Origin of the sequence: Labrenzia sp. C1B70, assembly GCF_000475395.1 — a bacterium.
Lineage (GTDB): Bacteria > Pseudomonadota > Alphaproteobacteria > Rhizobiales > Stappiaceae > Roseibium > Roseibium algicola.
Genome location: NZ_AXCE01000002.1, coordinates 282,144 through 302,680 on the forward strand (window position 1 = coordinate 282,144; position 20,537 = coordinate 302,680).

The following is a 20,537-nucleotide window of genomic DNA, read 5'->3' on the forward strand; positions in this document are numbered from 1 at the left end:
GCGGCATCTCCCGTTCAGTCGGCAAGGGCCTGCTCGATCGTGTTGAGTAAGTCGTCGGTATCGAAGGGTTTCCGGAACACCGAGTAGGCTCCCGAGGCCTCCGCCCGGTCAAGCAGATTCTGCTCGGTCTTGGCGGTGATCATGATCACGGGGACCTGGCAGTCCAGATCGTCGAGCCGGTCTTTCAACTCGATGCCGGACATGCCCGGCATGTGAATGTCTGTAATGATCAGATCGGTGTCGCCAAGCACCGCGCGGTTCAGGAAAAGGTCGGCGGTGGCAAAGGTTGAAACGCGCATTCCCACTGAACGCAGCAGCGACGAAATGGCGTTGCGCAGCGATTCATCGTCATCGATGACCGCCACGCAGGCTGCCTCAGAGGTCATGACTGTCGAGCCTCGCCAATCCGGAGGCATCCACATGAGGGTCTTTCAGACCGAGGATCTGGGCCATGCGCACAAGGTCGGCCAGGGTTCTGGCTCTCATTTTTTTCATCATCGTTCCACGGTGGATCTTTACTGTGATTTCGCTGAGGTCGAGATCCGCTGCGACCTGCTTGTTGAGGCGTCCGGCGCAGACACGCGTCATCACCTGCCGTTCGCGCCGGGTCAGGCTTTCGTACAGAGCCTGCAACTGGTCTTTTTCCCGATTGTCGGTCCGATTGCGGCTGTCGCGTTCGATTGCAATTGCCACCGCATCCAGAAGGTCCTGGTCGCGGAAAGGCTTCGGCAAAAAGTCGACTGCACCCGCCTTCATCGCGCTGACGGACATCGGGATATCTCCGTGGCCGGTCATCATGATGGCCGGCATACGGATCCCGAGATCCTCCAGTTGACGTTGAAAGTCGAGACCGCTCATGCCGGGCAAGCGCACATCGAGCAAAAGACACCCCGGAGTGTCGTTGTTGCCGGCCTCAAGAAAAGCCGCGACGGACACATAAGGCCTCGCCTCAAGACCAACGGACCGGAACAGCCGGACCAGGGCTTCGCGTAGCGAGGTGTCATCGTCGATGATGTGAACAATCGGATTGTCAGTCATGGCCAAGTCCTCGCATGGGCCTGCAGTCCGTTCAATCATACGCCAGTATAAGTGCAGCATCCTGGCAGATAATGGTTCCGGGACCCGTCTTGGCTCACCTTCTAGCCATCAGCCGGAAAGGCAAGCGATCCGGCGCTATTCGGCAAGGAGCAGAGGAGACGGACATGCTCGACAAGATTGCAGAAAACGATGCCCTGACGGCACCGACCCAATTCATCGAAACCGGTGGCAGAACTCTGGCTTACAGGTCCATCGGCAAAGGCAAGCCGATCCTGCTGGCAACGCGCTTTCGCGGCACTCTGGATCTCTGGGATCCGGCCTTCCTGAACGGGCTTGCCGAAAAAGGCTTTCGTGTCATCACCTTCGACTATTCCGGCCTTGGCCTGTCCACCGGCACACCCAGTTACAATCCCCTGGAGATGGCCGCAGATCCGCGTGATCTTATCCAGGCGCTGGGCCTGAAGGACGTGATCCTGCTCGGTTGGTCGATCGGCGGCATGGCGGCCCAGGTGGCGCTGACGCTTTATCCGCAGGAGATCAGCCACCTTGTGCTCTTGGGCTCGACACCTCCCGGCGATCTGGTGAAACCGGCAGAGCAGCTTTTTTACGACCTTGCCGGCAAGGACGTGAACGACTTCGAAGACGTGGTTGCCCTTTTCTTCGAACCGAAATCGGCTTCAAGCCGTGCGGCCGCAAGCCGGTCCCAGGCACGCATCGAAGCGCGTGAGGGCGATACCAGCCCGGCAGTTCCGATAGATTTTGCACGGGCTCGCATTGCCGGTGGTCCGGCCAATCCGGCTTTCCCGGCTCCGCCGGTGATGGAGATGCTGAAGACGACCAGCGTGCCGGTCCTGCATATCGGCGGAGATCACGACATCATCTTCCCGGTCGAGAACTGGTACGCGCTGAACGGGGTCCTGCCAACAGTCACACTGGTGACTTACCCCAGCGCAGGCCATGGGCCCCAGCATCAGCATCCTGAACTGACGGCGGACATCATCGCCAGTTTTGTCCGCAACGCCTGATGCAGGTTGAAACTTCGGCGCCGGCAGATTTCGGTTCGAAATTGCCGGCGCTGAAGCTCCCGGGCGCACAGACTCTTCCCGCCACTTACGCAGGCCGGATTGAATTGTTCAATATTCGATTACAATGTGATCTGATTTTGATGGCTTATAATCAGATAAGTAGACGATATCTTTTAACCAGGCCCGGACGAATAAGGAAAGTCCGGCAAAACAGGAGTACTGAAAATGGCAAATCTCGATGTATCGGCCGCACCTGAAGGCGGCTCCGCACTCACCCGCAGTCTGGACGGCGCCGTGCCGCTGGCCGCACGCCTGCTGATCGCCCCTTTGTTTCTGCTTTCCGGCATTTCCAAACTTGGGTCTGCAGAAGCTACCATCGCCTGGATCGATGCGGCAGGCCTGCCCTTCGCAACGCTCGCCTATGTCGGCGCAGTTGCAGTTGAAATCGTCGGCAGTCTGGCGCTGATCGCGGGTTATCAGACCCGTCTCGTTGCCGCAGTCATGGCGCTCTTTACTGTGGCAGCAGCTCTGACCTTCCACAATCAGCTCGGTGATCAGAACCAGTTCATCCACTTCTTCAAGAACATATCGATCGCCGGTGGACTGTTGCAGATCGTAGCCTATGGCGCCGGCCGCTTTAGCGTCGATGCCCGGATCGGCACTCGACTGCAGTAATCGCATCCCTGTAAAAACTGAAAAACGCTTCACGGCCTCCGCCCATCCCGGAGGCCGTGCGCGTTTGTGCCGGGTGCAATGGGGCGTGAAATGAACAGCAATCGCGCCAAGGCAATACTGTGCCCCCATGCGAAGAGATGTCATACTCCTGCCCATGATGCGGCGTGGAGTTCCAAAACAAGACATCTTCTTTGTCACCGCCAAAGATGGTGCGCGCATTGCCTGCGCCTCGTCAGGGCGTGGGCCGACCATCGTTCGAGCCGCTCACTGGCTGACCCATATCTCCCGCGATCTTGACAGTCCCGTCTGGCAACACTGGCTTGCCGAGTTGACTGGCTTCGGACGTCTCGTGCGATACGACCTTCGCGGCTGTGGTCTTTCTTCGCGAAACATCTCCGAGATCAGCTTCGAGGCCTGGCTGTCGGACCTGGAAGCCGTGACCGAAGCAATCGACGAACCCTTTACCCTGCTCGGCATGTCTCAAGGTGCCGCGCTTTCCATCGCTTACGCGCTTCGCCATCCGGACAAGGTGGAACGACTGGTCTTGATCGGCGGTTACGCGCGCGGACTGTTGGCTCGCGACACCAGCGACAGGGCAAGACTGGAAGCGGCCACGCTGACCAACCTGATGCGGCTGGGGTGGGGCAGGGACGATACTGCTTTCAATCAGGTTTTTACGCATCTCTTCATTCCGGACGGAACGCTTGCGCAGCACAAATGGTGGCGGTCTCTTGAACAAGACACCGCATCTGCAGACATTGCAGCCCGCACGATGGAAACGCTTCATCGTATCGACGTCCTGAATCTGGCTGCGCAATTGAAAGTGCCGACGCTGGTGCTGCACGCAAATGGCGACGCACGTGTTCCCTTCGCTCAGGGACGCGAGCTTGCCATGACCATCCCCGATGCCAAATTCGTGCCCCTGGACAGCAACAATCACGTATTGCTGGACACGGAACCTGCGTGGAACGTTCTTCTTTCATCCTTGCGGGACTTCCTCGGAACCAGCGCCGACCTCGCGGTATCCGACACGGATTTCGGGCTCACCACCGCGGAGGAACAAGTGCTGACTTTGGTGGCGAAGGGGCTGAGCAATTCGGAAATTGCGGAGCTTCTGGACAAGAGCGAAAAGACCGTGAGAAATCAGGTCTCTTCGCTCTTCGACAAGGTTGGGGTGCACACCCGTTCCGAGTTGATCGTGCGCGTTCTGTCGGCACAGACGGGACAAACACCCTAGGCAATACGTCACTTTATCAAGCGCAGCGGGACATCGATCTCATGTGCGCCGGTCGGTTTTGGCGTCTGATCTCCACAGATCAAGCCGAAGGATGACCGAAAGATGAGACAAGCAATCCAAAAAGACACCACGGCGGCAATTGCCGCGCTCGTTTTTGCGACCCTGTTCTGGTCGGGAAACTTTATCGCCGGACGTGCGATCCGCGGTGAGATCACGCCCCTGGAACTCAACACGATCCGATGGGGCCTTTGCCTGGCGATGATGCTGCCTTTCACGTTGCGAGGCCTGGTCTCCTATCGCCGGGAGCTTGTTGCATCATGGCGCGTGGTCGCATTGCTTGGGATCACCGGCATCGCCGCGTTTCACACGATGGTCTACCAGGCGCTCTCGCAGACTGCCGCGGTGAACTGTCTCCTGATCCTGGCGCTGGCTCCGGTCGCGACAGTTGCCGGTGGAATGATCTGGAGCGGGTTCCGGCCGACCTTGTTCCAGATCGCCGGGCTGCTTGTGTCGCTGCTGGGTGCCTCGGTTCTGGTCCTGGCTGGCGGAACCGTCGGCGTGTCCCTTCTTCAGGTTGATACCGGCAAGGTCTGGATGCTCGGCGCGATTTTGATCTGGGCCTGGTATACGCTTTTGCTGCGCCACAAGCCGTCCGCCGTGCCGCAGAGCGTGACGCTGGTGGCAAGCATTCTGGTGGCGCTTTGCGTGATGGCGGCTTTCCTCCTCGTACGCGGGGTGGAACGGCCTGAGTTCACCGAAGAGTCGCTGCTTGCTGTCGCCTATATTGCGGTTTTTGCGTCGGCGATCGGGTTTCTGCTGTGGTCCTACGGCATTGGCGTCATCGGCCCGGAACGCGGCGGGCAATTTGTCCACCTGATGCCAATCTTCGGCAGCATCCTGGCAGTGCTCCTGCTGGGGGAGCAGCTGACTTTTTCACTTCTTGCAGGAGCGGCATTCGTCGTCGCCGGGATCGTACTTGTCAATCGATGAGTGACCCGGAACTTGGGGAAGTCCAGCCTTTGCACGGTGATGTGGCACGCGGAAAGTGATCGATTTGAAGAAGCCGAAATTTGTCCTTGACCTCAACTTAGGTTGAGGTCTTAAGAAGGCGTCCGGGTCTGCGTCTACAGGCTCATCGGCGTGCCCAAACCTGCCGCCGGTACCTCGTACTCATTACCGGATAACCAATGCACGTCAGGCTCTTTCCCGACTTACTCCCGCTCCTTGCGGTTCTGATAATACTCAGTGGCTGCAGTCCTTCCGAAGAAACTTCGCATGCCAGTTTCCCGCCGCCGGCCGTGAAGACGATCACGGTGGCCGGCGAGGACATGCCGCTCAAGAAAGATTATCCGGGTCGACTGGTGCCCATTCGTCTGGCCGAAGTCAGGGCGCGGGTTTCCGGCATCGTACTGGAACGGCAATTCGAACAGGGTAGCGACGTCCACAAGGGCGACGTGTTGTTCGAAATCGACCCGGCCAAATTCGCGGCCGCCGTGGCTTCCGCAAAGGCGCAGCTTTCGCGGGCGGAAGCAGCGCTCAGCCTGGCGAACCAGCGGGCAGACCGGGTGAAGCGTCTGCTCGCGCGAAATGTCGCCAGCACGGAACAGCACGATGTTGCGCTGGCGGACCGCAAGCAGGCCCAGGCGGAAGTTGCCGTTGCCAAGGCCAATCTCCAGACCGCGGAACTTGAACTCAGCTATGCCTCGGTCCGCTCACCAATTGACGGTCATATTGGCGCTGCGCTGGTGTCCGAAGGCGCTCTGGTTCGCCAGGAGGACGGAACGCAAATGGCGATCGTGCGGGATATCAGTTCACTCTATGTGGACTTCATCGCGCCGCTCGCGGAATTGTCCAGGGTCCGCCGCGAAATCGATGCTGGCGACATGCAGCCGGTTGAAAGCAGCAATGCCATCGAGCTGATCCTTGACGACGGCAGCACCTATGAACATCCGGGCCGATTGCTGTTTTCATCCGCCGTGGTCGATGAAACCACGGGTCAGGTGCTGCTCCGCGCCGAGTTCGAAAATCCGCAGGGCAAACTGTTGCCCGGCACCTATGTCCGCGTCCGTGTGACGGAAGGCGTCGCTCACCAGGCGGTGCTCGTTCCGCAAAGGGCCGTCCAGTGGGACACGCTGGGCCAGGCGAGCGTGATGACGGTCAGGGACGGCAAGGCGGCCGCACAGCCTATCCTGACAAGTCGTTCCGTCGGCGACCGTTGGCTCGTCACCCAGGGACTGAAGTCAGGCGATCAGGTGATCGTCGACGGCCTCGATCGTGCGATGCCCGGTCAGCCCGTCTCGGCCGCACCGGCGGAAGCGGCTGCAGAAAAGGCCGCCGAACGCGGCACCGTATCAGACTGCAGTGCCGCAGAACCGTGCGATATCCCGAGCTAGAACAGGTCCTTCCAAATGCCGCAGTATTTCATCGAACGGCCCGTTTTTGCCTGGGTCATCGCACTTGCCATTGCCCTGGCAGGTGCGATCGCAATTCCGTTCCTGCCCATCTCGCAATATCCGAACGTGGCACCAACCACGATTGCGGTGACAACCAGCTATCCCGGCGCGACGCCTGAAAATCTCTATGACAGTGTCACCAAGCTCATCGAACAGGAGATGAACGGCGCGACGGGGATGCTCTATTTCGATTCCGTCAGCGATGCGCAAGGCAGCGTGACCATCAACATCACGTTCGAAGCGGGCACCGATCCGCAGGTCGCGACCGTGGATGTGCAGAACCGGATCAGCCGTGTGGAGGCGCGCTTGCCGCCTTCGGTTCGCCAGCAAGGGGTGCGGGTCGAGGAAACGAGCAGCTCCTTTCTGCTCTTTGTCGGCCTTGTCTCGACGGATGGCCGTTTGAACGCTGTCGACCTGGGCGAGTTCGCAGCCAGGAATGTGATTGATGAATTGCGGCGTTTGCCTGGTGTCGGCAAGGCGCAACTGTTCGCAACAGAACGGGCGATGCGCGTCTGGATCGACACGAAAAAGCTCGTCGGCCTCAACCTGACAGCAAGGGACGTGACTGGCGCGATTGCTGGACAGAACGCACAGGTGTCGTCCGGCAGCATTGGAGCCCAGCCGAGTGCGGCTGGCCAGGAAATTACGGCCACCGTCTCGACCACGGGTCAGTTGTCGACCACCGAGGAGTTTGCGGAAATCGTACTGCGGGCCAACCCCGACGGATCCGTGGTGCGCCTCGGAGACGTGGCGCGCGTGGAATTCGGCGCGCAAAGTTATGCGATCTCCTCGAGTATCAACGGTCAGGAAGCCGCGATGATCGGCATCCAGCTGAATGCGAGTGGAAACGCGCTGGTGACCGCCGACGCTGTCAAGTCGAGGATGGCGGAACTGGCGGCAAACTTTCCCCAGGGCGTCAGTTTCGAGATCCCTTATGACACCACGCCCTTTGTTTCGATTTCCATCGAGAAGGTCATTCACACGCTGATCGAGGCGGTGGTGCTGGTCTTCGTCATCATGTTCCTGTTCCTGCAGAACCTCCGCTACACGCTGATCCCGTCGCTTGTCGTGCCGATCGCCTTGCTGGGAACATGTGCCGCGCTGCAGCTATTCGGGTTCTCGATCAACGTGCTGACCATGTTCGCGATGGTGCTTGCGATCGGTATCCTGGTCGATGATGCGATCGTGGTTGTCGAAAACGTCGAGCGCATCATGGCCGAGGAAGGTCTTCCGCCGAAAGAGGCGACCGTCAAGGCTATGAAGCAGATCACGGGTGCCGTCATCGGCATCACGGTCGTCCTGATTGCGGTGTTTGTGCCGATGGCGTTCTTTCCCGGGGCCATCGGGATCATCTACAAGCAGTTCTCCGTGACGATCGTCATGTCGATGGTGTTTTCGGCCTTCATGGCTCTGACCCTTACGCCGGCGCTGTGCGCGACGATCCTGAAACCAATCCCCGAAGGCCATGCCCATCACAAGAACTGGTTCTTCCGTGGGTTCGACTGGTTGATCGGCAAGACGACAAATGGCTACGGCCACGTCGTCGGCGGGGCCGTGAAACGCAATTACCGCATGATGGTGATCTACATGGCGATCCTGGCGGGCCTGGGTTACACCTATGTTCGCCTGCCTTCGGGCTTTCTGCCGGTGGAAGACCAGGGATATGCTATCGCCGCGACGCAATTGCCAGCCGGGTCTACCGCGCAGCGGACCGCCGGTGTTCTCGATCAGGTCGATGACTTCTTCATGAACAGGTCAGGCGTCAGGAAAATCGTCTCGATCCTTGGCTTCGGGTTCAACGGCAACGGCCAGAACGCGGGGATCTCCTTCGCAACCTACGAGGACTGGGCGGAAAGAGGACCGGGGGATTCTTCCGAAGCCATCGTCGGTTCGGCCCTGGGAGCACTTGCTGGCATTCCGGAAGGCTCCGTGTTCACCCTGACGCCGCCGCCCATTACAGCGCTCGGCAATGCCAGCGGGTTCAGTTTCCGTTTGCAGGACCGTGCCAATCACGGAAATGACGCGCTTGTGCAGGCTGCCAACGCCCTTTTGGGCATGGCCTGGCAAAGCCCGATCCTGCAATACCCTTACATCGAAGGTCTGCCGCCTGCTCCGCAGATCATGCTCGATATCGATCGCCGGCAGGCGAACGCCTATGGGGTCGCCTTCGATGAAATCAATGCGGTCTTGTCCACGTCGATCGGATCGAGCTATGTCGCGGACTTTCCGAACGCTGGCCGGATGCAGCGTGTCATCGTTCAGGCAGAAGCGGCCGAACGGATGGACGTTGCGAGCCTGCTTGACCTGAACGCCCGCAACAGCCGCGGCGAGATGGTGCCGCTCTCCGCCTTCGCGAGTGCGCGCTGGGAATTGGGACCGACGCAAGTGGTCGGGTACAACGGTCTCCAGGCGATCAAGATCAGCGGCAGCCCTGCGCCCGGCCACACCAGTGGCGAGGCGATGGCAGAAATGGAACGGCTTTTCCAGTCTTTGCCGCATGGTTTCGGCTACGAATGGACGGGCTTGTCGTACCAGGAAAAGGCTTCAGGCAACGCAGCTCCCTTCCTGCTCGGCCTGTCGCTCGTCTTCGTGTTCCTGTGCCTTGCCGCGCTCTACGAAAGCTGGTCGGTTCCAATCGCCGTGATGCTTGTCGTTCCGCTTGGCGCAGTCGGGGCCATCGTTGCGGTCACCATGCGAAACCTGCCCAACGACATCTATTTCACGGTGGGGCTGATCACGATCATCGGACTGTCTGCCAAGAACGCCATCCTGATCATCGAGTTTGCCCGGGATCTCAGGAACGAGGGGCGTTCCCTGCTGGAAGCAACGGTCGAAGCGTCGAAACTGCGCTTCCGGCCGATCCTGATGACGTCGTTCGCCTTCATTCTCGGCGTGGTTCCGCTTGCTTTTGCGACGGGCGCCAGTTCGGCCAGCCAGCGAGCAATCGGTACGGGTGTTCTTGGAGGAATGATATCGGCAACGGTGCTTGCGGTGCTTCTGGTGCCGACATTCTACGTCGTCGTTTCGAAGCTCTTCGGCCGCAGGTCCAAGGCCGCCGATTCCACTCCCCGGAGTGCCGAAGACGAGGAATTGCCTGACGGGAACAGCCGGCAATCGGCGTGAATACGTGAACGTCCTCCAGCCGTTGGTGAACAGCACGGGGGACGTCAGTCGCAGGTGTCGAAAAACGGACATTCTCCGAGGCATGGCAGCCGGGCCTTTGGGCCCGGCTGGCGGTCGTTCAGCCGGTGTAATCTTCGTCCGAGACCTTCTCCATCCAGGTGACGGGGGAGCCGTCGATGCTTTCCTGAATGGCGATGTGGCTCATGGCTGTGTCGGGTGCGGCACCGTGCCAATGCTTTTCTCCGGCGGGAAACCAGACGACGTCACCCTGGGAAATCTCTTCCACGGGACCGCCTTCGCGCTGAACCCGGCCACGGCCGAAGGTCACGATCAGCGTCTGTCCGGCAGGATGGGTGTGCCAGGCCGTGCGTGCGCCGGGCTCGAAGGTGACATGGGCACCGCCGGTCCGGCCGGGTTCTTCGGCCTGGAAAAGCGGGTCGATGCGCACAGTGCCAGTGAACCAGTCGTCGGGCCCCTTGACGGACGAAGCAGTCCCGGAACGGATGATTTTCATTTTCAACTCCCTGTTGCTTGTCGCGCGGTCAGCCGCGCAGCTTTTCAAAACGGTAGGTTAGGGCAGGCCCCCCGGGTTGGCTGTAGGCCAACTCGGCGGTGACCATGGCAAAGGGCTCTGCGAAGCGGGCCGTGCGAAGTGGGCCGGCTTCAAGAGGATCGAAACCGATGTCCCGGATCAGGAGACCGGCGACTTCCTTTGCACCGGCATCGTCCCCATAAACCATGACTTGCGGCCTTGGTGTCCGCTCCTTTTGCGAAAAAACCGGCATGAATGCCTCGGAGGGAACCGTGTTAAAACAGGAAACCCAGCGGGCCTGCGGCCGCATGGCGGCCAGCTCTTCGGCTCCGGACGACTGGATACCGACCACCAGATCCGTGTTCGTTGGATCGAGGGGCACGCAGCAGTTCAGCACCACGGCTCCGGCAAGATCGCCGGCTTGCGCGAGGACGTCGTTCACCCGCGACCAGTGAACGGCCAGCAGCAGCACGTCCGCGTTCTCGACCGCATCCGCCACCGACCCGTGCGAAGCGCCTGCCGCCTGGGCGAGACGCTCGAGCTTCGAGCGGCTGCGGGAATAGGCGAAGGTCACTTCATGGCCGCAACGTGCCCAGAGCTGTCCAAGCTTGGCGCCCATAAGACCCGACCCCAGAATGCCTATCTTCATGTCTCAGTTCCGATCTTTCGTGCGGCAAGGCCGGCTCCGGCGGGAACCGGTTACTGCGCGCGTTTTTCGAACACGGCCTTGGCAACCGGCAATGCCGAAAACACCTTCGGCCAACCGGCATAGAATGCCAGGTGAGAAAGCATGGCACCGGCTTCTTCCTGTGTCAGGCCATTGTCCATGGCGCGGTTGAGGTGAAATGTCATCTGTTCGGGCTGACCGGCTGCAATCAAGGCGGCTACCGTCACGAGGCTCCGGTCGCGGGGTGCGAGATCTGGACGCAGCCAGAGGTCGCGGAACAGCAGCTCACGCGTGTTGTCCACGACACCCATGCTCACATCCGCATAGTTGCCGCGTACGAGGTTTTCACGGGCAGCTTCGGCCTCTTCGTTGAGCGGCAGCAGGTCCGGGTCGGAGGCCGGCAGGTCTTCAATGGTGATCTCCCTTTCCTCAAACACCGGCGCGGCTGCTTCGGCGGCCGCGGTGGCATTGCCCCAGCCTGTATAGAAGGCGAGATGGGTGATGGTTTCGGAGATCTCTGCCGGGGTAACGCCTGAATCGAGAGCCAACGATACATGGCTTGCAAGATTTCCGGTCTCGTGCCGCGTCATGAGGGCGGCAAAGGTGACCAGTGCCCGGTCTCTCTTGGAAAGGCCTGCCCCGTTCCATTCCGCACCGAATAGATCGTCCTTCGCATAGGCTTCAAGTGCCGGGGCAACGCGGCCAACGGCTGCAGGCAAGGTTCCTGCCGCGTCCTGAGCGGCTGCAGTCGTGGCCATCAACGCCAGACCGGCTGCGGTGAGAATGGATTTCATCGGGAGCTCCCTTTCGGCAAGTGGGCAATTACCCTGCTAATCTGGAGCGCAAAAAACGTATCTTAATAACCGGGTCTTTCAAACCACTCATGACGTCACCTCATGAGTGGGCTCAACCACGATCCCGCAGGGCATCCAGGACGACCTGGAAGGCGAACGAGGGCTTTTGCCGGCTGGGGTAATAAAGGTGAAAACCGGGAAACGACGGGCTGAAGTCACAAAGACATGTGCGCAAGGTTCCGGCCGCAAGATGTTCCTGCGCCAACCTTTCGGGAACCAGTGCCAGTCCATGACCGTCCACGGACGCACGCATGACCGGGTTGATCGTATTGAAGCAGGCTTGTCCCTTTACCTTCACCCGGATTTCGTTGCCGTCCTTGTCTTCGAACTCCCAGGCATAGAGTGCGCCATGGGTGGAAAGCCGCAGGTTGATGCAACTATGGTCCGCGAGATCCTGGGGTGTTTCCGGCTCGCCAACCCTGTCCAGATAGTCGGGTGATCCGACACAGACCATGCGCTCGTCCGGACCGATACGCATCGAGATCATGCCCTCGCTGACCTGTTCGCCATACCGCACACCTGCGTCACATTGGGAATCGGCAAGGTCCGTGTAACCGTAGTCCATGACGAATTCGACATTGACCAGCGGATGGGCCTTGAGAACCGGAGAAAGCTTCGGCCAGAGGAGGCTTTCTATGGCGTATTCCGTGGCGACGATCCTTACTGTTCCTGTGGGCTGGTCACGTGCATCGTTGAGTGCCTGAAGCCGGGCTTCGATCTTTTCGAGGCATGGTGTCAGGGTAGCCAGAAGGTCTTCGCCTTCGATCGTGGGAGCGACGGAGCGGGTCGTCCGCGTCAAAAGCCTCAGGCCCAGGCGTTGCTCCAGTCCCTTGATCGTGTGGCTCAGGGCGGACTGAGACACGTTCAACCGCGCTGCGGCCCGCGTGAAACTGCGTTCCTCCGCAACAGCCGCAAGCGCGATGAGATCATTGATATTTTCTCGGAGCATGTGGGAGGTCCCGTTCTGATCATCCAGAATCATCACTGTCTCTCCCACATATATGTGCCGGGCTCATGAGGTCCATCGATTATGCAATCAGGGATCAAGCCGGATCAGCCTGTCTTCAGAAGCCCCTTCCCGCCGGGGAGACCGGTTTGTGGTGATTGCATAGATCACGCCATCCGACACAAGCACGTCCCGGATACGTTCTCCGGCCTGGTAGGCTTCGGATACCCGGCCATCGGTGGTCACTTCCAGAATGCCGTTCACTCTCAAGCCCGCAAGAAGCAGCCGGTCACCGTCCGAGGTCAGGCCTGAAGGCGCCCAGGTGCTCTGGCCCGAATGCGCCAGCGGTGCGAGCAGGCCGTCGCGGGTTTCATCGCCCTGGATCAGCGGCCAGCCGTAGTTGCCGCCCCGCTCAATCCGGTTCACCTCGTCATGGCCGGACTGCCCGTGCTCGGCTGCGAAGAGCTGCCCGGAGGCGTCCCAGGCAAGGCCCTGGGGATTGCGATGGCCGAGCGACCAGACCGGTGAACCCGCGAACGGATTGTCTGAAGGGATTTCGCCGTCCGGCGTCACGCGCAATATCTTCCCGGCAAGGCTGCTGAGGTCTTGCGGACGCTCCCTGTTTTCGGTCCAACCGGTGGTGACATAAAGCATGCCGTCGGGACCGAAGGCCACGCGTCCGCCGTTGTAGAGCGGGTGGCCCGGAATGGCGTCGATAAGAACACGTGTCTCTTTCCATTGATCCCCGAGACGCTCGGCCTCGATGACACGGTTCATCCGGGCGTCCGGGGTGCCGTAGTGCTGGAAGAGCACGATGCGGCCGGTGTCCGGGAAGTCCGGGCTGATGGCCAGACCAAGCAGGCCGCCGCCGCGGTCATCCAGGATCGGCTGACTGGTCTCGACGGGAAGGCGCGTGAAGGAACCTTCGGCAAGAATGCCGACTGTTCCGCTCTTCTCTGTCACATAGATCTTGCCGCCATGGGTTTCGATATCCCAGGGATAGTCAAGGCCGTTCAGCACGGTGTCCGCTGCAGAGGCGGACACCGGTACCAGCATCGCAAACAAGACGCCACAAAAGTGGACGGCAAGCTTACTGGCCATATTCTTCGTCCGTCACATGATCGCCCCAGGCAACGGCGGACCCGTCAACCGTCGCCTGAATTGCGTAATGGGAAACGGCCGTGGTGTCGGTCGCGCCGTGCCAATGCTCGACATCAGGCGGGCACCAGACCACATCACCGGCCTGCATGATCTGCTTTTCCTGGCCGCGCTCCTGCACCCAGCCGGTCCCCGATGTCACGACAAGCATCTGGCCCGCAGGATGCGTGTGCCAGGCGGAGCGGGCTCCGGGCAGAAACGTGACGTGACCGGCGCTGACATCGTTCATGACAGGCGGGAAAACAGGGGCGACATAGGCAGTACCGGTAAAATAGTCGCCGCTTCCCAATTGGCCCGCCAGGGTTTCGGAGCGGGTTATTTCCATGGATTGTGCAAATGCAGCCGGAGCCGCAAGAACGAGTGCGAGCGTTGCAAGGGTGCGTTTCATCTCAGGTCGTCTCCATCAGTCGTGAGGCGGCCTTTCGGCCTTCCTCAAGAACGTAGGCAACTCGCACGCGTGGATAATGGTGGCTCTGTCGGAAGCAGTCATGAGGATCACTCATGAACCCGGTGGAGCTGTCCGTCTGTCCACGAGCTCCACTCCTTCCGGTGTGACCTGGGCGCGGATTAATGAGTGCTGCTCATGAGAGGCAGTACCTGAAGGGGGCTTAATCCTTGTCGGTCTGACGCCTAGATTGGAAGCAACAGAACGGAGGAACCCCGCAATGCCCGCTTTCAGGTCAAGATTGCTCTCGTTGGCAATGACACTGTTTTGCGCCGGGGCGGGGGCTTCCGGAAACGCAACCGAACCATCGAACGAGGCTCGCATGATCCGCATCAAGGTGATCGTTGAAGACGTGGTTCTTCCGGCGACGCTCGACGATACGCTCGCCGGCAGGGACTTCGCGGCCCTGTTGCCACTCGACCTGACCCTGACCGACTATCACGGGACAGAAAAGGTCGCGGACCTGCCACGCAAGCTCGATATCTCCGAAGCCCCGGCAAGCTACACGCCGCGAAAGGGCGATATCACGCACTACGCGCCCTGGGGAAACATCGCGATCTTCTACAAGCCGTTTCAGAATTCCCGGGGCCTCGTGAGGCTCGGCGCATTCGACGGATCGATCGATGCCCTTCTGGGCGATGGACCGCTTTCGGTCCGCATCGAAGCGGCCGACTGATACGGCCAAAGATCGGCAAATTCTGGAACGGGCTGTCCACCCGTCGGGATTGCCTGACTGCAGGTGTCTTCATTTTCGACACCTTCGAAAACGCTTTCGCTTCCGCAGAACGGATCTGTCTGGACCCGGTGAACCGGGCCATTCCTCTGCCTGAACAAGAACACTCAGAACCCAAGGAGACTATCATGTCCGACAACATCAAGGGAAAAGTCGTCATCATTACCGGAGCCTCCTCCGGCATCGGCGAAGCAACCGCAAAGCTGCTGGCCAGCAAGGGGGCGAAGATCGTGCTGGGTGCACGGCGCACCGACAAGCTGGAAACCATCGCGAACGAGATCAAGGCTGCTGGCGGCGAAGCCATCTATCAGGCGCTGGACGTCACCGTGCCGGCTGAAAACGAGGCTATCGTCAAACTGGCGAAGGACACTTACGGAAAACTCGACGTCATTTTCCTGAACGCGGGGCTCATGCCGTCCTCGCCGATTTCCGCACTCAAGACGAACGAGTGGGAGCAGATGGTCGACGTCAACGTCAAGGGCGTGCTGAACGGTGTTGCAGCCGTCATGCCCACCTTTGCCGAACAGAAGTCCGGCCATGTCATCGCGACCTCTTCCGTTGCAGGTCTGAAAGCTTATCCTGGCGGTGCGGTCTATTGCGGCACCAAGTGGTTCGTGCGCTCGTTCATGGAAGTCCTGCGGATGGAATCTGCCATGGAAGGCACCAACATCCGTACGGCAACCATCTACCCGGCGGCAATCAACACCGAACTTCTGAACACGATCAGCGACAAGGGCAGTTCCGAAGCGTTCCAGGCCCTTTACGACCAGTACGGCATCTCCGCCGACCGGATCGCGGCGGTCGTCGAGTTTGCAGTGTCGCTGCCGGAGGACACGACGGTCAACGAATTCACCGTCGGTCCGGCCAATCAGCCCTGGTAAGACCCGGTGAAATGACCGGTGGCGGCGGCAAATTTACGCTGCCGTCACCGGTCTCATACGCGGTTAAAAACCATGCGCATCCAATGAGGCATCTATACGGGCACGCCATTGCGGGTCTTTGAAGGGAAAAGCCTCCAGAAACATTTGCCTGGTCGCGTCGGCACGTCGGGACCGTACATCTTTCGCCCAACGCTCGGCCCGTTCGGTTTGTCCGGCCAGGGTTGCAAATGAAACGACGATCATGCTGACAAGGTAGTGGGCTCCCGGTGTCAGCGCACTGCGTTCGGCCATTTCGGCAGCCTCGGCAAGCCTGTGCTGATGCAGGAAACCCATGGCCTGCGTACCGAATGTTCCGTAGGCCAGCGGGTCAAGAGGGCTCAGGCGATAGGAAAGACGGCCGCGCGAAATCGCCTCTTCCGCGTTTCCCGACAACCCCTGAAGAAAGCCGAGCGCATAGTGTCCTTGCGCGTAATTCGGGTTGAGGGATACGGCACGCTCAATGTGCACGATGCCGGTATCCAGCTCACCATCCAGCCAGAATGTCCGTCCCCAGACATAATTCGAAAACGGATCGAAGGAATCCGCTTCCATCGCTTTTGCCGCATGGGCCTTGGCCTGTGTGAGGGCCGCCTCTCGGTTGCCGTCGTAGTGTGCAAATGCGTCCTGGAACCGGGTGAACGACAGGCCTGCATGCGCACGGGCGAACTTGGGGTCGAGTTCGACGGCCCTGCGGAAATGCGTTGCGGCAACCGCATTGGCATTCGCGTTGAAGCGGTACATCTGCTGCAGGCCAAGGTGATAGGACGACCAGGCGTCGAGCTGGTCCGTTCCCGTTTTCTGGGCGTGGGCAGCTTCGAGCGCATGAATTCTGAGATCAATTTCCGCTGTGATCGCGCTCGCGATGACAGCCCGCGCATGAAGAAGATCGTCTTTCGCAAGCAGGTACCGTTCCGCCCAGACGACGGTGTCGCAGTCCGTGTCGAGCAACTGAACCGTTGCCGCAAAGTGTGTACCGTCTCTTTCAAGCTGACCGAACAGAAGGTAGCGGGCATCCAGGGCTGCGCCGATCGTCTCCGCCTTTGCCTCCGGCAGGGACCGGAAGCGAAATGTCGTGCCACGTGAAATGACGGTCAGCCAGCGCAAGCGCGACAGCTGCAGGATGAGTTCGTGCGGCAAGGCTTCGGCCAGAAGCTGAAGGTCCGGATCCGGTTCGTAGGTCTGAAGCGGCAGGATGCCGATCGAGGGCGGGCCTCGCTCGGTGCGCTCAGGACCTGCCTGCCCGAAAGTGACACGTCCCAGAAAGCGAAAACCTTTTCCGTGAACGGTGCGCACCAGCCGTTGTTCGCGCCCAGCATCACCGACGGCGGCACGCACGGCGCTGATGCGGCTGTCGATCGCGGCGTCGGAGATGGGCCGACCATCCCATATGCTTTCGACGATCTCGTCACGTGTCGTCAACCGATCGCCGTTGGACACCAGCAACAGAAGCAATTGGTAGACTTGCCGTTCCAGAGGCACAGCCGTGCCGTCGGATCTTCTCAGCTCAACCCGATCCGTATCCAGTTCGAAAGTGTCAAAACGGAATAGCATCCCTCGAGATTATCAAAAAAACGGGGGTTCTAAAGTTTTTCTGAAGGTTCTCTCCAAGCTTCCAGGCCACGAAAGGAGGAATGTCAAACGAGCAGCACCGCCCGCGTTGAAAGACGCAGGCATCAGCTGGGTCGATGATCATCGCGGTCGCAATTCGCATTCCGTGCGTTCGTTCCAATCGAGGGAGAGCAGTAATGATATACGAGGCAGGCGCCGTATCCCGCAAGGCCGAGGAAACGCTTGATCCCGATGATTGGGACCGGATGGAAGCCACGGCGCGAAAGGCGCTTGCGTATTCGCTCGCGCATATCCGCAACGTTCGCTCCAGACCACTCTGGCGCCAGATGCCGCCCGAGGTGCGCGCCAGATTTACCGGAGGCGTGCCCCATGCATCCACGTCGCTCGACAACGTCCTGGAAGAACTCAAGGAAGACCTGCTTCCCTACTCGATGGGAAACCTGCATCCACGCTTCTGGATGTGGTTCATGGGATCGGGCAGCTTTACAGGTGCACTCGCAGACTTCCTGGCTGCTATCGACGGTTCCAATCTTGGTGGCGGCGACACGGCGGCTGCCCTCGTCGACAGACAGGTCGTCGGTTGGCTCAAGCAGATGGTCGGGTTTCCCGAGGGTGCAAGTGGCACAATCGTCAGCGGTGGATCCATGGCGAACATGATCGGCCTGACCATTGCCCGCAACCAGATGGCGGGCGTGGATGTTCGAAGCGAAGGGGTGGCGGCAATCCCCTCGCAGTTGCGTTTCTACGCATCCGATCAGGTCCACTCTTGCCACCAGAAGTCGCTTGAAGCCTTGGGGCTTGGCAACAAGGCGCTGGTTCGTGTCGCAACCGGACCTGATGGAAACATTGATCTTTCAGCACTGGAAAAAGCGATAGCCGGCGATCGTGCCGGCGGGAAGAAGCCTGCTTGCGTGATCGCGACTGCAGGCACCGTAAACACGGGCGCCATTGATGACCTGAATGCAATCGGTGCCTTGTGCAAACGCGAGGGGCTCTGGTTTCATGTCGACGGCTGCATCGGTGCCCTGATCGCGATTGCTCCGGAAAGCCGCGGGCTTGTTGCCGGACTGGAGACCGCGGATTCATTGGCGCTCGATCCGCACAAATGGCTGCATGTTCCGTTTACTGCAGGGTGCGCGCTGGTGCGCGATGCCCAGGCTCACCGAAAGGCCTTTACCCTGTCGCCGGAATACCTGGAGGAGAAACCTCGCGGGATCGCCGGTGCGCCGTTTCTGCACGATCTCAACATGGGCACATCCGCGGGATTTGCAGCACTGAAGATCTGGATGGCGCTGAAGGAAAACGGCGTCGAAAAATTCGGACGCCTGATCGATCAGAACATCTCTCAGGCAAAAGAGCTCTCGGCAAGGATCGAAAACGAACCGCGGCTGCAGCTCATGGCCCCGACCGTGATCAATATCGTGAATTTTCGGTACGACCCGGGCGGAATGGACGAAGCTTCGCTGAAAGCTCTGAATACGGAAATCATGCTTCGCCTTCAGGAGGAAGGTATTGCAGCGCTCTCGGATACCACTGTCAGGGGTCGCCATAGCCTTCGCGTCGCCATTTGCAACCACCGTACACGAAGCGAAGACCTCGAGTTGCTTGTCAGGGAAATTTTGCGCGTTACAGACGCGATTGAAGTTGCCGCCTAACCGGGTAGGCTAACTTCATTATTTTTGAGAACAGCAAGTGACAAGGGCTGCAAACAAGCGATGATATGAAGGTTCCGATGCTTGGGGTGAAACCGACATGGATTTTTGGCGGCTGACAGTTGTTGAAGCAGTGGAGATGTTTCGAGGCCGCAGAATGTCCTGCCGAGACTATGTCGAGGCGTTGATTGACAGATCAGAACGGTTCGTTGACCTGAATGCCTTCACCCAGTTTGCCCCGGAAAATATCCGCAGCGCTGCGCGCAAGGCCGATGAGCACCAGGCAAACGGTGGGTTTTTGGGGCCACTGCATGGCATTCCCGTCGCCATCAAGGACTGCATCGACGTTGCCGGCATGGCGACGACTGCTGCAACGCCAGGCCTGAAAGATCACGTGGTCAAGAGGACCGCATCGGTGGTCACGAAACTGGAAAACGCCGGGGCACTGGTCTTCGGCAAGACCAACATGTACGAGCTCGCCTTCGGCATCACCAGCAACAACGATCACACTGGCCCCGTTCGAAACCCGCACGATCCTTCTCGTTCAGCGGGGGGAAGCAGCAGTGGTTCTGCCGCTGCCGTGGCCGCGGGTCTGGTTCCGGCTGCTCTTGGCACGGACACGGCAGGTTCGGTGCGAATTCCGGCATCATTTTGCGGGGTTTTCGGCTTTCGCCCCACAAGTGGCCGCTACAAGACTGACGGTGTCATGCCTTTGTTTCCAACGCGCGATGTGCCTGGCTCATTTGCGCGATCTGCAGAAGATCTGCTGCTTCTGGATGCCGTTTTGTGTGGGCAGAGTGAGCGGTCTGCCATCGATCTTCGAAGCCTGCGGCTTGGCCTTCCCGGAAAGTATTTCCTGTCCGGCCTGGAAAGCGGCGTCGCCCGGGCGTTTGAGGAAACCGTTGACCAGCTTGTCTCTTGGGGCGTCACGGTCGTTGAGGCAGAGATGCCGGAGGTTTCAAGCTGGCTTGGCGAAATGTCGGAGCCAATCCGTGCGTGGGAGCTGGAAAGATCGCTGGAAGAGTACTTGTCGGATTCTGGCGCTGCCGTCGATGTTCGGTCGCTCGTTGCCGGCATAGCCGGGCAATACGTTCGTGAGGAATTCGACGAGGCTTTGCGTGGTGCGGACGCCAAGGACCTGGCAGCACGATACGAGCATGTGATTTCCGTGTCGCTCCCCCGGTGTCGCAAGCAATACTGCGCGCATTTGGAGCAGTACAAACTTGACGCGATCGTTTTTCCAACGACACCGATTGCGGCAACGGCACTGGGTGAAGAAGGGCGTGTCGTCGTTGACGGCAAGGAAGTGTCTGTCTGGAAGACCATGCGCAACACGGTGCCGGCGACATTCTTTGGCGCCCCTGGCGTGAGTTTGCCAATGGCACGGAGTGTTCGCGGAGTACCCGCAGGCCTGGAAATCGATGGGCTACCGGGGGCAGATCGAAAGGTGCTGGCAATCGCGGCAGCGATTGAAGCAATGCAATCGAAGGAAAACGGCATGCGTCGGTAG

At 59.8% G+C, this 20,537-nt stretch carries 19 protein-coding genes; 10 read left to right on the plus strand and 9 right to left on the minus strand.

Going from position 1 to position 20,537, the window contains the following annotated elements:
* Nucleotides 1-14: 14 nt before the first annotated feature.
* Both Q666_RS35950 and Q666_RS35955 read right to left on the minus strand, forming a co-directional pair.
* A complete protein-coding gene (locus tag Q666_RS35950; RefSeq protein WP_022999083.1) occupies nt 15-386 on the minus strand; it encodes a response regulator in 372 nt (123 codons plus the stop codon).
* Nucleotides 376-1,038: a response regulator transcription factor gene (locus Q666_RS35955; protein ID WP_022999082.1), complete on the minus strand. Its 663-nt coding sequence runs from the start codon at nt 1,036-1,038 to the stop codon at nt 376-378. Before Q666_RS35955 ends, Q666_RS35950 begins: the two co-directional genes overlap by 11 nt.
* 164 nt (nt 1,039-1,202) lie before the next feature.
* Here Q666_RS35955 and Q666_RS35960 point away from each other — a divergent pair, with 164 nt between their 5' ends.
* The 6 genes from Q666_RS35960 to Q666_RS35985 all read left to right on the plus strand — a co-directional run bounded on the left by Q666_RS35960 (nt 1,203) and on the right by Q666_RS35985 (nt 9,551).
* Nucleotides 1,203-2,063 (plus strand): alpha/beta hydrolase, encoded by an 861-nt coding sequence (locus Q666_RS35960; RefSeq protein ID WP_022999081.1) that lies wholly within the window; start codon nt 1,203-1,205, stop codon nt 2,061-2,063.
* A 225-nt stretch (nt 2,064-2,288) separates the two neighbouring features.
* On the plus strand, nt 2,289-2,738 hold the full coding sequence (locus tag Q666_RS35965) for a DoxX family protein (RefSeq protein ID WP_022999080.1): 450 nt from the start codon (nt 2,289-2,291) through the stop codon (nt 2,736-2,738).
* A 127-nt stretch (nt 2,739-2,865) separates the two neighbouring features.
* A complete protein-coding gene (locus Q666_RS35970) occupies nt 2,866-3,975 on the plus strand; it encodes an alpha/beta fold hydrolase (RefSeq protein ID WP_200863748.1) in 1,110 nt (369 codons plus the stop codon).
* A 102-nt stretch (nt 3,976-4,077) separates the two neighbouring features.
* On the plus strand, nt 4,078-4,965 hold the full coding sequence (locus Q666_RS35975) for a DMT family transporter (protein ID WP_022999078.1): 888 nt from the start codon (nt 4,078-4,080) through the stop codon (nt 4,963-4,965).
* Between the two features lie 308 nt (nt 4,966-5,273).
* Nucleotides 5,274-6,368 (plus strand): efflux RND transporter periplasmic adaptor subunit, encoded by a 1,095-nt coding sequence (locus tag Q666_RS35980; RefSeq protein ID WP_022999077.1) that lies wholly within the window; start codon nt 5,274-5,276, stop codon nt 6,366-6,368.
* A gap of 15 nt (nt 6,369-6,383) precedes the next feature.
* Nucleotides 6,384-9,551, plus strand: coding sequence for an efflux RND transporter permease subunit (locus Q666_RS35985; RefSeq protein ID WP_022999076.1), 3,168 nt, complete (start codon nt 6,384-6,386; stop codon nt 9,549-9,551).
* 118 nt (nt 9,552-9,669) lie between these two features.
* Here the strand turns inward: Q666_RS35985 and Q666_RS35990 are convergent, their stop codons facing one another.
* The 6 genes from Q666_RS35990 to Q666_RS36015 form a co-directional block, all read right to left on the minus strand.
* Nucleotides 9,670-10,065 (minus strand): cupin domain-containing protein, encoded by a 396-nt coding sequence (locus Q666_RS35990; RefSeq protein ID WP_022999075.1) that lies wholly within the window; start codon nt 10,063-10,065, stop codon nt 9,670-9,672.
* Between the two features lie 28 nt (nt 10,066-10,093).
* The gene (locus Q666_RS35995) at nt 10,094-10,732 is read right to left on the minus strand and encodes an NAD(P)-binding domain-containing protein (RefSeq protein ID WP_031268695.1); all 639 of its coding nucleotides are present in this window, start codon (nt 10,730-10,732) and stop codon (nt 10,094-10,096) included.
* A 50-nt stretch (nt 10,733-10,782) separates the two neighbouring features.
* Nucleotides 10,783-11,544, minus strand: a complete 762-nt coding sequence (locus tag Q666_RS36000) for a carboxymuconolactone decarboxylase family protein (RefSeq protein WP_022999073.1) — start codon at nt 11,542-11,544, stop codon at nt 10,783-10,785.
* 112 nt (nt 11,545-11,656) lie between these two features.
* The gene (locus Q666_RS36005) at nt 11,657-12,553 is read right to left on the minus strand and encodes a LysR family transcriptional regulator (RefSeq protein ID WP_031268694.1); all 897 of its coding nucleotides are present in this window, start codon (nt 12,551-12,553) and stop codon (nt 11,657-11,659) included.
* Nucleotides 12,554-12,640: 87 nt separating this feature from the next.
* Nucleotides 12,641-13,651 carry a PQQ-dependent sugar dehydrogenase gene (locus tag Q666_RS36010; RefSeq protein ID WP_152533251.1) on the minus strand — a complete coding sequence of 337 codons (1,011 nt, stop codon included), beginning with the start codon at nt 13,649-13,651 and terminating at the stop codon, nt 12,641-12,643.
* Complete coding sequence (locus Q666_RS36015; RefSeq protein WP_022999070.1) at nt 13,641-14,096, minus strand: cupin domain-containing protein; 456 nt, start codon at nt 14,094-14,096, stop codon at nt 13,641-13,643. Before Q666_RS36015 ends, Q666_RS36010 begins: the two co-directional genes overlap by 11 nt.
* A 379-nt stretch (nt 14,097-14,475) precedes the next feature.
* On the opposite strand from Q666_RS36015, the gene Q666_RS36020 reads away from it, so the two are divergent.
* Nucleotides 14,476-14,829, plus strand: a complete 354-nt coding sequence (locus Q666_RS36020) for a cyclophilin-like fold protein (RefSeq protein ID WP_197923149.1) — start codon at nt 14,476-14,478, stop codon at nt 14,827-14,829.
* Nucleotides 14,830-15,014: 185 nt separating this feature from the next.
* The gene (locus Q666_RS36025; RefSeq protein ID WP_031268692.1) at nt 15,015-15,767 is read left to right on the plus strand and encodes an SDR family oxidoreductase; all 753 of its coding nucleotides are present in this window, start codon (nt 15,015-15,017) and stop codon (nt 15,765-15,767) included.
* Between the two features lie 63 nt (nt 15,768-15,830).
* Here the strand turns inward: Q666_RS36025 and Q666_RS36030 are convergent, their stop codons facing one another.
* Nucleotides 15,831-17,357, minus strand: coding sequence for a winged helix-turn-helix domain-containing protein (locus Q666_RS36030; RefSeq protein WP_022999067.1), 1,527 nt, complete (start codon nt 17,355-17,357; stop codon nt 15,831-15,833).
* Nucleotides 17,358-17,551: 194 nt separating this feature from the next.
* On the opposite strand from Q666_RS36030, the gene Q666_RS36035 reads away from it, so the two are divergent.
* A complete protein-coding gene (locus Q666_RS36035) occupies nt 17,552-19,030 on the plus strand; it encodes a pyridoxal-dependent decarboxylase (RefSeq protein WP_022999066.1) in 1,479 nt (492 codons plus the stop codon).
* A 154-nt stretch (nt 19,031-19,184) separates the two neighbouring features.
* Nucleotides 19,185-20,537 (plus strand): amidase family protein, encoded by a 1,353-nt coding sequence (locus Q666_RS36040; RefSeq protein WP_161633213.1) that lies wholly within the window; start codon nt 19,185-19,187, stop codon nt 20,535-20,537.